This is a genomic window from Pseudomonas sp. P4_D7 (assembly GCF_056401755.1).
The window spans coordinates 36292-49019 of record NZ_JBFUIR010000005.1; the positions used below are offsets into that span (position 1 = coordinate 36292).

At 59.2% G+C, this 12728-nt stretch carries 9 protein-coding genes; all 9 read right to left on the bottom strand.

The genetic code is table 11. The annotated features are described in order from the left end of the window. Positions 1-37 precede the first annotated feature (37 nt). Entirely contained in the window at positions 38-1225 is a 1188-nt protein-coding gene (locus tag AC1DVF_RS05760; protein ID WP_093431988.1) for an EAL domain-containing response regulator, read from the bottom strand. A 115-nt stretch (positions 1226-1340) separates the two neighbouring features. Beyond that, complete coding sequence (locus AC1DVF_RS05765; RefSeq protein ID WP_225919927.1) at positions 1341-2363, bottom strand: fimbrial protein; 1023 nt, start codon at positions 2361-2363, stop codon at positions 1341-1343. After that, positions 2360-3094 (bottom strand): fimbrial biogenesis chaperone, encoded by a 735-nt coding sequence (locus AC1DVF_RS05770; RefSeq protein WP_095047683.1) that lies wholly within the window; start codon positions 3092-3094, stop codon positions 2360-2362. The genes AC1DVF_RS05765 and AC1DVF_RS05770 overlap by 4 nt, the downstream gene beginning before the upstream one ends. A 29-nt stretch (positions 3095-3123) precedes the next feature. Continuing rightward, positions 3124-5568 (bottom strand): fimbria/pilus outer membrane usher protein, encoded by a 2445-nt coding sequence (locus AC1DVF_RS05775; protein WP_477782209.1) that lies wholly within the window; start codon positions 5566-5568, stop codon positions 3124-3126. Positions 5569-5652: 84 nt separating this feature from the next. Next, a complete protein-coding gene (locus AC1DVF_RS05780; protein ID WP_093431979.1) occupies positions 5653-6186 on the bottom strand; it encodes a fimbrial protein in 534 nt (177 codons plus the stop codon). Between the two features lie 312 nt (positions 6187-6498). Then, positions 6499-7215, bottom strand: a complete 717-nt coding sequence (locus tag AC1DVF_RS05785) for an MgtC/SapB family protein (protein ID WP_007913384.1) — start codon at positions 7213-7215, stop codon at positions 6499-6501. Positions 7216-7360: 145 nt separating this feature from the next. Further along, the gene (gene mgtA / locus AC1DVF_RS05790) at positions 7361-10060 is read right to left on the bottom strand and encodes a magnesium-translocating P-type ATPase (RefSeq protein ID WP_460090318.1); all 2700 of its coding nucleotides are present in this window, start codon (positions 10058-10060) and stop codon (positions 7361-7363) included. Positions 10061-10633: 573 nt separating this feature from the next. Next, a complete protein-coding gene (locus AC1DVF_RS05795; protein ID WP_460090317.1) occupies positions 10634-11968 on the bottom strand; it encodes a lysine N(6)-hydroxylase/L-ornithine N(5)-oxygenase family protein in 1335 nt (444 codons plus the stop codon). 131 nt (positions 11969-12099) lie between these two features. After that, positions 12100-12582, bottom strand: coding sequence for a sigma-70 family RNA polymerase sigma factor (locus AC1DVF_RS05800; RefSeq protein ID WP_042704912.1), 483 nt, complete (start codon positions 12580-12582; stop codon positions 12100-12102). Positions 12583-12728: the final 146 nt, after the last annotated feature.

Consider the following 12728-nt stretch of genomic DNA (forward strand, 5'->3'; position numbering starts at 1 on the left):
AAATTCTTGGAAAACACCGCACAGCACCGCACAACGATCAGCGCTCGCCCTCTGGCTTCTCCAGCCATTGCAGCAAGTCATGTCCGTTCATGGGACGGGCCAGGTAATAACCCTGACCCATTTCGCACTCCAGCTCGCGCACATGCTCAAGCACCTTTGGGCTGCTGATGCCTTCGATCACCAGATCCATTCCTAACGAACGAGCCAGCACCCTCGTACTGGCGACCATCGCCCGGTTGCGTTGACGGTCGAGGTGCTGGACAAAACGGCCATCGAGTTTTATCTGGGTGAACGGCAACTGGCACATCAGCTTCAACGAGGAAAACCCGACACCGAAGTCGTCGACCGCTAATCCGCAGCCGAGCAGGCGCAAACGCAACAAGTTCTCCTGCGTGCCGGGCGGGCAATCGAGCAAACCGTTCTCCGCCAGTTCGAGCATCAGAACCGATCCGTTGAACCCGTGCCGCTCCAGCGCCCGTTTGATGTGTTCCACCAGAGCACTATGGGTCAGTTGCGAGGCATGCAGATTGAACGCCAACTGCAAGGCCACACCACGATGACGCAAAATGCCCAGCAAGTTCAGGCCCTGTTCGAGCAACTGTTTGAACATCTGGTCGGTCAAGTCATACGCCAGCACGGCGGAGAGAAAGTCGCAAGGCAACAGCGTCCCGCGCGCAGGATGCTGCCAACGCACCAGCGCTTCCACGCCGATCACCGCACCGCTGTGTAATTGAAACTGCGGCTGAAACCACGCCCGAAACTCACCCAGCGCCAGCCCGCGGCGCACTTCATCTTCGTGGGGCAACTCTTTGCTCGGTGGCGCCAGCACCGGCGGGATCCGCCCGTGTTTATAGCGATACAGCAGGCGGTTCAAGGCACGCAGCTGCACCGGCCGGCTCAGCACTCCGAGCAATTGCAGACCGCCCAGCGAGGCCATTTGCCCCAAGGTGCGCGCCAGTTCCGGGGGGAGCTCACTGCACAGCAACACCGCGCGCACCATACCGCTGTGGCTGGCAACACGGAGGAACTCCAGGCAATCGAGGCCCCGGTCAGTGAGGTCGCAGATCACGATATCGACCCCGCCCTGCAGGTGCATCTGCACCATGGCCTGCTCGGCATCCGGTGCTTGCAAAACGTCACGCACGCTCAGGCGTTGCAACATCCTGACCAGCACGTTGCGGGCAAACTCATGATTTTCCAGCACCAGAATACGTGGGGAGGTCATCTTCCTTTAATCACTCAATTGACCCGGGAGACCGGATAGTGGCCTGCGCCAGCAGGGTTGAACGCAGGACTTATCCTGCGTCAATGTAGGAAATTTCCCAGAGGCTAAGGCGTCATCAGTAGTAAACGATCTGCACAACCATGATCGCTTCGAACGGTCCGACTTCGGGATCGCCCAGCGACACCACCGACGCGCTGAACGGCACATCGATATGGCTGACGTCCGCCGGAAAATTCGCCAGAGGGAAAGGCTCGTTGATCTGCACCAGATTGTTGTGGGCATCGCGCACCTGAATGCCGAACTGGCTGCCCGCCGTCGGCAGAATGTTGTAAAGCCCCTGCTGGTTGGCGGTGACAAACGTCGCACCGATGTTGATCGCACTGCTGCACTTCTTTTCCAGCGCGAGGCTGAAGGGCCGGGTCGGATTGGGCGGCGAGAACCCAGTGGTGGTTTTCTGAATCACGCCAAAGTCGACAATGCCCGGCTCCGGCGTCACCGTGACATCGACCGTGCACGCGGTGCCGACAATGTTCTGCAACCCGGAGAGTTGAAAACGGAAGTTGCCCGCCGGGTTGCTCGGCCCGCCATTCAAGCCATAGAGACCGTCGAACTGGAACACGTCGTAGGTGTCTTGCGAGGGACGCTGCAAGGGCAACAAACCGCGTTTGCGGATCACCACCTGAAACGCAATGCTGGGCGTCACCCGTGAACACGCGAGCATGTCAGCGCCGCTGGTCGCGTCCGGGCAACCACGGGATACGAATCCGCTGTTCACGCCCTGGGTCGGGTTGGAACTCCAGTCGCCGTCCCAGGCTGTCACGCCGCGATACACCAGACCGAATTCGATGCCCCACGGGGTGGCATTGAGTCCTGCCGGGTTGCCATAGAAGTAGATCGGATCGTCTTCCCTGAAGTGCAGATCGAAGAGTTTCCAGCAGTCGGCCGGCACCACATGGGTTTTCGAGCGCCAGATGATCGTGCCATCCGGCACGGTGTCCGGCACCGACACCGGGCCAATGTATTCGCTCAGGTAGCTGCCGCCGTCCAGCGACTTGCAGACCATCGCCGAAGCCAACTGCGACGCGCCCAGCAGCACTGCGGCCGCGACCAGCCGGGTCAGCGTGGAGAACAGGCTCACGGTCTCACGCCTTTGCAGACGTTCGCCACGCAGTTGAACAACGTATCGGACTGGCCACCGAAGTCATTCATGTTCGACACCCGCAAGGTGCTGAACGCGGTGTTGCTCAGGGCAAAGCGCGCATTGCCGCGTGGCGCGATCATCACCGTATCGATCGGCATTCTGGTTTTTTCCGGGCCGGCCAGCAGCCCGACCACAGTGATGTGAAACGGTGTCGGGTTATCGACAATCAGCTGTTTCGCTGCCGGGTCGATTTTCAGGTTCAGGCCCAGCGCGAGGTCTTCGCCACGCTCACGCTTCACCGCTGCCGGGCGATAGAACAATTTGATCTTCGACTGCAAGGCGATCTGCATCGAGTTGACGGCCTGGCTCTTCGGCGGAATCTCGCGAATGTTCAAATAGAACACCGACTCGCGGTCCGCCGGCAGGGCCAGTTCGGGCAATTTCACGATACGCAGCACACTGCTTTCGTTCGGCTCGATGCGCTGCAGCGGTGGCAGGACCATGAACGGTGAGGTGACTTTCTGGCCACTCTCGTTTTCGATCCACGACTGCACAATAAATGGCAGCTGCGGGTTTTTGTTGCTGACTGTGACGCTGACCGATGGTGCACTTTCCTCGAACACCAGCCGGGTGCGATCCGGCACCACAGCGGCGCTGGCCAACAGCGGCAGACTAAGGCCCGCGGCCAGAAACAGACGGTGAGCAGTAAACAAGGCAAAACGAGACATGATGACTCCGGGTTTATTGGAAGACGCGGTTACAGACACTGGGCAGGCTTGGCGATATTGCTCACCACGTCCTCCTCAGGAAGTTTGGCCAGACTGCATTGGCCGGCGTCATCCCAACGCGCTACCAGTTCAGCCCCAACCTTGATGCCCAACAGATAAGTGACGCCCGCCTCGCCGACGATGCCCACCTCCCGGTTGGTGTTCTTGTCCTGCACCGATGCGCCGAAAGGCACCGGTTTACCGTCGTTGCGGGTCAACACGACAAATGCGTTGCGGCCCTGCCCCGTGGCGAAATTGACGTAGCCGATGGCTCCCTCGGTCAGCGCCAGACGCTGGATCGGGTTGGACACTTCGGTGTTGAGCGGCAGTTTTTCGACGTTGACCCGCGCTTCGTAAGCCTGAAACGAGGGCAAGCCATCCATCACCGCATAGCCGTCCCGGTTGGTGCGGGTCTGCCCGGTGAAGGCCACGTCCGGTACGCCATCGGTGGACACCAGCAGGCGCGTATCGCCATTGGTGCCATTGCCATGGGCCGAGACTCCATAACGGGTGGCGACCAGCGAGCTGTCGAGTTCGCCGGTCAGCGAGCGATAGGTGCTGCCATCGGTGGAGGCCGACGCATTGGCGCGGTAACTCGAAGCGCGTTTACCGACATAGGCGTTGACGTAGCGGTTGTCGCCAACGCCGCCATACACCTGATAGTTCACGCCTTCGCCGTCGTCATGGCTGTAGCCGACACTGGCGGACGAATCGCCGGAGCCCGAGCGCTGCAGGTTACTGGAGGCCATCGAATTGCCCCCCAGTGGCACCGTCACACCGAGGTAGATCTGCGAGTCATTCTGCCGACTGTTTTGCGTCTGGTAAGCCGACAGGTTTGCGGTGATGTTCTTGACGTTGCCAAGGGAAAAACTGCGCGCCACGGTCATGCCGAAACGATCGGCTGCCGGCGCGTCCCAATAAGTCGAATGGTCGTAGGAAAAACTCGTCGATAACCAGGAAAAATGCTTGGCCAAGGTCACCGAATAACGTTGCTTGCCCGAGTTCATCGCATAGGAATCGGCATCGCCGACAAACTGCGAAAAGTTGGTGAAGGTCTTGTCGGAAAAGCGATAACCCAAAAACCGCAGGTCGGTGCCAATGGCGTCAAAACGCTTGGAATAGTTGATTCTGTAAGAGTTGCCGGCCACGGTTTCGCCGTTCCAGCGCAGCTTCGCCCGAGACGTGGTGACATCACCAGACACTGCGCCGAATACGCCAAGGTCCTTGCCGATACCGATGGCATTCGACTGATAACCCGAGGCCGCCAGCACGCCACCGTAGATCGTCCAGTCCCTTGGCAGACCATAGGCCGCTTCCGAGGCGACAAACTCAGGCTCTGTGCCGCCGTTACCGGTCAGGCGCGGCTGGCCGGCGGAAACCTTGTAACGCAACTCGCCTTCACGGGACAGGAACGGCACGGCGGCGGTGGCTACGGTAAACGTTTGTTCGCTGCCATCCTCTTCGCGCACGGTCACATCCAGTGTGCCTTGCACGCTGCTGTTGAGATCCTGAAGGCTGAACGCGCCCGGCGTCACCGTGGTCGAGTACAACACACGGCCCTGCTGGGACACGGTGACGGTCGCGTTGGTACGCGCCACGCCACTGATCAGCGGCGCATAACCGCGCAGGTTCGGCGGCAACATGCGGTCGTCGCTGCTCAGGGTCGCACCGCGCAAGGCGAAGGTGTCGAACACATCGGAGTTCAGATAGTCCTCACCGACCGACAGCTTCGAACGTATCGATGGCAACGCGCGATAGGCGTACAAGCGGTTCAACTGGAACGCTTCGCCGTGGGGATCATTATTCTGGCTACCTGATTCTTGCCGCGCCTGATAATCGGCGCGGATGCGCCAGGCATCGAGGTTGACCCCGGCCGTGCCATAGCTTTGCAATGAACGCGAATCGCCGGACGGCGTATTGGTTTCGCGGCTGTTGGCGATCACTCGGTAATCAAGCAACGCGCCGTTGAGCCCGTCGCTCCAGGCGGCAGGCGGAATGTAGTTGGGATCGTCATATTCGAAGGTGGCCTGCGGCAGACTGATCGACAGCCGTCCAAGGTTTTTCATGTACTTGATCGAGGCATTTTCAATGCCACGCAAATCCACACATTGCCCCTCAGCCAGACGCGGCAGGCTTTTGAGCAACGCAGGCTTGAGACCAAAGGTCGCCACCAGGTCTTCGGGCAGACAGGCGTAACTTTCTTGCGGGTTGGCGCCGCTCTTGAACTCGATCGAACGTGAGCCGAAATAACGCTGATTGACGGTGATATCCAGCAAGTAACGACCGGGCACAGTATATTGGGCGTGGGCAAACTGTCCGAGACTGATATCGTCGTTTTTATCGATATTCAGGAACTCCGAATTAAACTCCACAGCGTTTGAATAACGCGCACAGGAGATCAACACGCAAGACACGAAAAGTTTTCGGCCGTACACGGGAAATAGCCTTTATCAGAACTTTGACGGAAAAGAAAAAAGGGGTTTTCACCCCTTTCTCTTACAACGTGCGATACCGAGGTATCAGTTGTAGGCCACGGTGAAGTTCGCAACGCTGTCTGCTTCACCGGTGGTGACGGTCGCAGAGGTGGCTTCATACATGGCGGCGAAGGTCACGGTGTTGTTGCCGTTTTGCAGCACAACCGGAGCGACCTGCTCGGTGCCGTTATCGAGCATTTCGCCAGCGCTGGCCTGCAGACGGATGCCGACGTTCTGCGCCAGACCGGTAGTGGCGAACAGGCCCGGAACCGCTGGATCCTGCACACCGCTGAAGGTGAAGCGGGCGTTCTTCTGGGTGGTGGTGTCGCAGTCGGTCAGGATGATGTCGAACTTGGTCGGCGTCGAACGATCACCGATCGCCTTGAACTGGTTCGATGGCACCTGCCCCAGGGAAACGGTCTGGTCCAGAGAGCTGGCGTCGATACCGCAGGCGCCGGATACGATTTCACCATTGAAACGTACGGTGCCAGGGTTGCCGGAAGCCGGCGTCGCAGCATTGGCGAAAGAAGCGAGACCCATGACAACGGTAGCGGCGGTAACAGCGACGATCTTTTTCATTTTTTACATCTCTTGGGATAGTTGTTTATTCGGCCCAGCGGCCTGGCTCTCCCAATTACTCATCAGCGACAACAGGCTTGCTCGCTGTAGCGAACAACCTTCATCACGGAATCTGCAACGAATGGTTCCCCCCTCTTTCCGGCCATTCCCTGCCGAACTTTCCAGGTATTCATTGCACTTCCGTAATAACGCATCGAGTCATCAGGACGCCGGGCATCTCTGCTCCGGAACAAATAGTGATCGAGACCCAAGGGTGAAAATGTAGGCTCTTTCTTGCCGCCTTGTAGGACAATTCTCAGCAACCGAAAACGATCATTCCGTGGTACTCGGACTCCAGAACGCCTGCACCACCAGCGCCGATGTGGAAATCCGCGCCACCAGCGCATCCAGTTCATCACCATCGACCGACGTCGTCGCCAGCGTCGCTTCGATTTCGATTTCATCGGCGCCGAAGGCATGCACATCAACATCGCTGGCCGGGTAGTTGCTGCGTTCAAGCTCGGCCTCAAGCAAGGCGAACACGGCGGTTTGCTGCGAGCGCCGGGCGATGACGTAAACGATGTTGGTGACTTCCGCCGAGACCACGTCCAGTGGCTGGCGGTTGATGTTGTTGACGATCGGCCGCAGCAAGGTGTTGGCGGCCAGAATGAATAGCGTGCCGAGTACGGCTTCGGCGAGCAGATCGGCCCCGGCACAGGCACCGACCGCTGCGGAGGTCCACAGGGTCGCGGCGGTATTGAGACCGCGCACGTTGCCCTCTTCGCGCATGATCACCCCGGCGCCGAGAAAACCGATGCCGGAGACCACGTAGGCGACCACACGCACCGCACCTTCGGCACCGGCGAGACGGTTGGCCATGTCGACGAAAATCGCCGCGCCGACGGCGACCAGCACATTGGTGCGCAGGCCGGCGGTGCGTTGCCGGTACTGACGCTCGAAGCCGATCAGACCGCCGAGAATGAACGCAGCGCTGAGGCTGACGAGGGTATCGAGCAGCGAATCGAGGTTGAGGTTGTTGATGGCTTGCATGTGTATCTCCCTCTTGAGAACGCATCAACTCCTTGTGGGAGCGAGCTTGCTCGCGAAAGCGGTGTGTCAGCTAACAGATGATTAACTGACTGGACGCCTTCGCGAGCAGGCTCGCTCCCACAGGGGAACGGTGTTGGCCGTGCGGTTATTGCCAGCCGAACCGGCGGATGTAGAACCCTTTCACTGCCTGGGTCAGCGCCATGTACGCCAGCAGAATCACCGGCAGGAACACGAAGTACAGCGACGGCAGCGCCTGCAGTTTGAAGTAGTGCGCCAGCGGCCCCATCGGCAGGAAGATGCCGACCGCCATGATGATCCCGGTCATCACCAGCAGCGGCATGGCCGCGCGGCTTTGCAGGAACGGAATCTTCGGCGTGCGGATCATGTGCACGATCAGCGTCTGGGTCAGCAACCCGACCACAAACCAGCCGGACTGGAACAGGGTCTGGTGATCCGGGGTGTTGGCATCGAATACGTACCACATCAAGGCGAATGTGGTGATGTCGAAGATCGAACTGATCGGGCCGAAGAACAGCATGAAGCGCCCAACGTCACCCGGCTGCCAGCGTTGTGGTTTTTTCAGCATGTCCTCGTCGACGTTATCGAACGGAATGGCGATCTGCGAAATGTCGTAGAGCAGGTTCTGCACCAGCAGGTGCATCGGCAGCATCGGCAAGAACGGAATGAACGCACTGGCGACCAGCACCGAGAAGACGTTGCCGAAATTGGAACTGGCGGTCATCTTGATGTACTTGAGCATGTTGGCGAAGGTGCGCCGCCCTTCGAGTACGCCCTCCTCCAGCACCATCAGGCTCTTTTCCAACAGGATGATGTCCGCCGCTTCCTTGGCGATGTCCACCGCGCTGTCCACGGAAATACCGATGTCGGCGGTGCGCAGCGCGGGCGCATCGTTGATGCCGTCACCCATGAAGCCGACCACATGACCATTGCCTTTGAGGACGCGCACGATGCGTTCCTTGTGCGACGGCGTCAGTTTGGCGAAGACGTTGGTGGTCTCTACGGCAACCGCCAGTTCGGCATCGCTCATGCGTTCAACGTCGTTACCCAGTAGCAAACCCTGCTGAGCCAGACCGACTTCGCGGCAGATTTTCGCGGTCACCAGTTCGTTGTCGCCGGTCAGCACTTTCACCGCCACGCCATGTTCGGCCAAGGCCTTGAGCGCCGGCGCGGTGCTTTCCTTCGGGGGATCGAGGAACGCCACATAGCCGATCAGCGTCAGTTCCTGTTCATCGGCCAGGCTGTAAATCTCGCGACCTTCGGGCATCGAGCGTGCGGCCACCGCCACCACGCGCAAGCCTTCAGCGTTGAATGCTGCGGTGACCTGACGAATCCGGGTCAGCAATTCATCGCTCAAGGCTTCATCGACCTCACCGTGACGCACGCGGCTGCACACCGCCAAGACTTCTTCCACGGCACCTTTGCAAATCAACTGATGTGGCTGGCCACGTCCTTCGACCACCACCGACATACGCCGACGATTGAAGTCGAACGGGATCTCATCGACCTTGCGAAACGTCGTGCCGACTTTCAGTTCACGGTGGATTTCCACGTGCTCCAGCACCGCGACATCGAGCAGGTTTTTCAGACCGGTCTGGTAGTAGCTGTTGAGGTAGGCCATTTCCAGCACGTCATCGGAGTCTTCGCCCCAGACATCGACATTGCGCGCGAGGAAGATCTTGTCCTGGGTCAGCGTGCCAGTCTTGTCGGTGCACAGCACGTCCATCGCGCCAAAGTTCTGGATCGCATCGAGACGTTTGACGATGACTTTTTTACGCGACAGGAACACCGCGCCTTTGGCCAGCGTCGAGGTGACGATCATCGGCAGCATTTCCGGGGTCAGGCCGACGGCAATCGACAGCGCGAACAGCAATGCTTCGGTCCAGTCACCCTTGGTAAAACCGTTGATGAACAGCACCAGCGGCGCCATCACGAACATGAAACGGATCAACAGCCAGCTGACTTTGTTGACGCCTTGCTGGAACGAAGTCACCGCGCGATCGGTTGCGCCGACACGCTGGGCCAGCGCACCGAAATAGGTGCTGTTGCCCGTGGTGAGAATCACCGCCACCGCCGTGCCGGAGACGACGTTGGTGCCCATGAACAGGATGTTGTCCAGCTCCAGAGGATTGCGCGTGTCGCGATCCTGCTGACGCGAAAATTTTTCCACCGGCATCGATTCACCGGTCATCGCCGCCTGGCTGACGAACAGATCTTTGGCACTGAGCACCCGGCAATCAGCGGGAATCATGTCGCCGGCCGAGAGCACGATCAGATCGCCCGGCACCAGTTGCTTGATCGGCAACTCGCTGCGCGGTGCATCACGGCGCATCACCGTGGCGGTGTTGCTGACCATGGCTTTCAGCGCGTCGGCAGCCTGGTTGGATTTGCTTTCCTGCCAGAAACGCAGCAGCGTCGACAGCACCACCATGGAGAAAATCACCACGGCGGCCTTGAGGTCTTCGGTCAGCCACGAGATCACCGCCAACAACGTCAGCAGCAAGTTGAACGGGTTTTTGTAGCAGTGCCACAGGTGAATCCACCATGGCAGCGGCTGCTCGTGTTCGACTTCGTTGAGACCGTATTGCGCACGCAGCGCATCGACTTCGAAATCGGTGAGGCCATCGGAATGCGTGCCGAGTGACGACAGCAACACACCGCTGTCGCAATGCGCGGCATCGACCAGGGTGTTGGCCAAAGTCGGCGGGACTTCACGGCTGACCGTGGTGTCGTTGATCGATTCCAGCAGCGCCAGACGACGGAAGTGCCGGGCGATGTGGCGGGTCCGCAGAAAACCTGCGAAGAATTCCTTGAGCGTAAGTTTCATGGCTGTTGCCCCTATGGTCAGCCGGGAAACCGTCAAGCAGGTACGGCCGCGCCTCGTCCGCCGGAAAAACCGGCACGGCAAGGCTTGGCGCGCCAGTCAGAAACGACAGGCGTGTCGATAGGGCTGCGATGACGACAATAAAGTCGCAATCACGCTCTGTTCAGCGTCGATGAGAAGGAACGTCCAGACATGGCCCAGGACGGGTCATGCACGGGATGCCGCTGCTCGCTGTTACGGCGAGACAACGGCAGAGAAAGGCTGCGCGTTATCTTGCCGAGAATCTGCCGGTTACCGAGACCGGCCGACAACTGTCACTCGAACAAGTACCCACTGTGGGTCTCCGCTATTGATGAAAACGCGCGAAGCTTACGCCCCGATGTCTGGAGAGTAAACCCGCAAAAGGCAGTGTGTCGGGGAATGTGGGGGATGTTCAGGAAGGGTTCAGGAACGAATTTTTGCGGTGTTCTTGAAGGCCCCTTCGCGAGCAAGCTCGCTCCCACATTTGTCCGGCGTACACAGAACCATTGTGGGAGCGAGCTTGCTCGCGAAAGCGGTATGTGAGGCGCTAAAAAATCAACTGGCCGTCGCCAACAGCAGATCCGCCATCGACCGATGCCCACGGTTCTTGCCATGGTCATACAAAGAACCGGCAATCTCGTCCGCACGAATCGGCAGCACCGACAGCAGCGTATCGCTCAGACCATGGCTGGCCTGGCAGAAGCCCTGCATGTAGATGCCGGCCTGGCAGCGTTCGTCGGTGATCAGTTTGTAATTGCGATCGACCTCGAAGTCGCCCAGGTATTCTTCCAGCGGCGCCAGCAGTTTGCGGTGCATCTGCCGCTCGTAACCAGTGGCCAGGACCACCGCATCGTAGTTGCGTACGCTGACTTCGCCAGTGGCGTTGTTGCGCACAGCCAACTCGATACCGTTTTCGGTGGCGGTGGCTTTCTCGACGGTGGTCAGGGTACGGAACGCGTGACGGGCAACACCCGAGACTTTCTGCCGATAGAAGATGCCGTAGATGCGCTCGATCAGGTCGATGTCGACCACCGAATAGTTGGTGTTGTGGTACTCGTTGACCAGACGCTCACGCTCGACGCTGTTCTGCTGGAACACCAGATCAGTGAACTCAGGCGAGAACACTTCGTTGACGAACGGGCTGTCGTCGGCGGGCTTCAAGGCCGAGCCGCGCAGGATCATGTCGACCTGCACCGACGGGAACGAATCGTTCAGATCGATAAAGGCTTCCGCCGCACTCTGCCCACCGCCGATGATCGCGATGCTCATCGGCTGATTGTTCACGCACGGCTGCTTGGCCATTTGCGAGAGGTATTGCGAGTGGTGGAACACGCGGCTATCGCCCTTCAGCGCTTTGAACGCCTCCGGAATACGCGGTGTGCCACCGGCGCTGACCACCACCGAACGGGTGGTGCGTACATGTTGCAGGCCCTGGCTATCGCGGGAAATCACGCGCAGCGCTTCAACCTGGTGGTTGTGCAGCACGGGCTCGATGGTCAGCACTTCTTCGCCGTAACGGCTCTGCTCGGTGAACTGCCCGGCGACCCAGCGCAGGTAGTCGTTGTACTCCATGCGGCACGGATAGAAGGTGCCGAGGTTGATGAAGTCGACCAGACGACCGTGATACTTGAGGTAATTGACGAACGAGTACGGGCTGGTCGGATTACGCAGGGTCACCAGATCCTTGAGGAAGGAAATCTGCAACTCGCTCTGCGTCGACAAGGTGTTGCCGTGCCAGCTGTAGTTGGCCTGCTTGTCGAGGAACAGCACATTCAGCTCACCCTGGGTCGGGCCGCGCTCTTGCAGAGCGATGGCCAGCGCCAGGTTCGAAGGGCCGAAACCGACGCCGATCAGGTCGTGAACGATGGGCGATGCAATTGCCTGTGTCATTTCCAGTGTCCTCTGGATGAACCCCTCAACGCGGGGATAAAGCCTGGGTGGCCTGACCGGCCTGAATCAGGTCAGCAGGTCGTCTGTTGAGTAGGAACGAGGACGATGAACGGAAATTTAACCAGCAAGGATCAATGGGCGTCCCATTGTTTGATGCGCAAGCGGCAATGCTTCATGGCGTTGACGATGTGCTTTTCCACCAACGCCTTGGAAATCCCCAGGTGCTCGGCAATTTCCGGATGGGACAGACCTTCGATCTTGCGCAGCAGAAAACTTTCTCGGCAGCGCGGCGGCAACTCGGCCAACGCGCGCTGGAGCATCTCCAGACGTTGACCGTGGTCGAGGGTGCCGTGGGGCGACGGGGTGAAATAGCGCTCTTCGCTGTCCAGCACATCGAGCGATTCGACCTGGCGCAAGGCGTTGCGCCGATGATCATCGATAACCAGGTTCAATGCCGTGCGATAAAGGAAGGCCCGCGGTTGTTCGATCGGTGTGTCGCTGGAACGCTCCAGTACCCGTACATAAGCGTCATGCACCACATCTTCGGCCACCTGACGGTTGCCCAGCTTGGCGTTAAGGAAACACACCAGCTCGCGATAGTAGTTTTCCAACATGACTCCCGACCGCATCGATGCAGTTCCTGTCCTTGAGCACACTGATCCAGCCGCCGCAAACGCAGTAGCAAGATAGTGGCAACGTGAGGTGCGTAATTTATAGTAATTCTCATATAGATTTAAAGCGCTGTTTCCACATCCGCCCC

What these genes read in the sequence shown, in the direction of transcription:
- AC1DVF_RS05760 (WP_093431988.1), bottom strand. Translation starts at nt 1,225, where the DNA reads ATGACCTCCCCACGTATTCTGGTGCTGGAAAATCATGAGTTTGCCCGC.
- AC1DVF_RS05770 (WP_095047683.1), bottom strand. Translation starts at nt 3,094, where the DNA reads ATGTCTCGTTTTGCCTTGTTTACTGCTCACCGTCTGTTTCTGGCCGCG.
- AC1DVF_RS05780 (WP_093431979.1), bottom strand. Translation starts at nt 6,186, where the DNA reads ATGAAAAAGATCGTCGCTGTTACCGCCGCTACCGTTGTCATGGGTCTC.
- AC1DVF_RS05785 (WP_007913384.1), bottom strand. Translation starts at nt 7,215, where the DNA reads ATGCAAGCCATCAACAACCTCAACCTCGATTCGCTGCTCGATACCCTC.
- mgtA (WP_460090318.1), bottom strand. Translation starts at nt 10,060, where the DNA reads ATGAAACTTACGCTCAAGGAATTCTTCGCAGGTTTTCTGCGGACCCGC.
- AC1DVF_RS05795 (WP_460090317.1), bottom strand. Translation starts at nt 11,968, where the DNA reads ATGACACAGGCAATTGCATCGCCCATCGTTCACGACCTGATCGGCGTC.
- AC1DVF_RS05800 (WP_042704912.1), bottom strand. Translation starts at nt 12,582, where the DNA reads ATGTTGGAAAACTACTATCGCGAGCTGGTGTGTTTCCTTAACGCCAAG.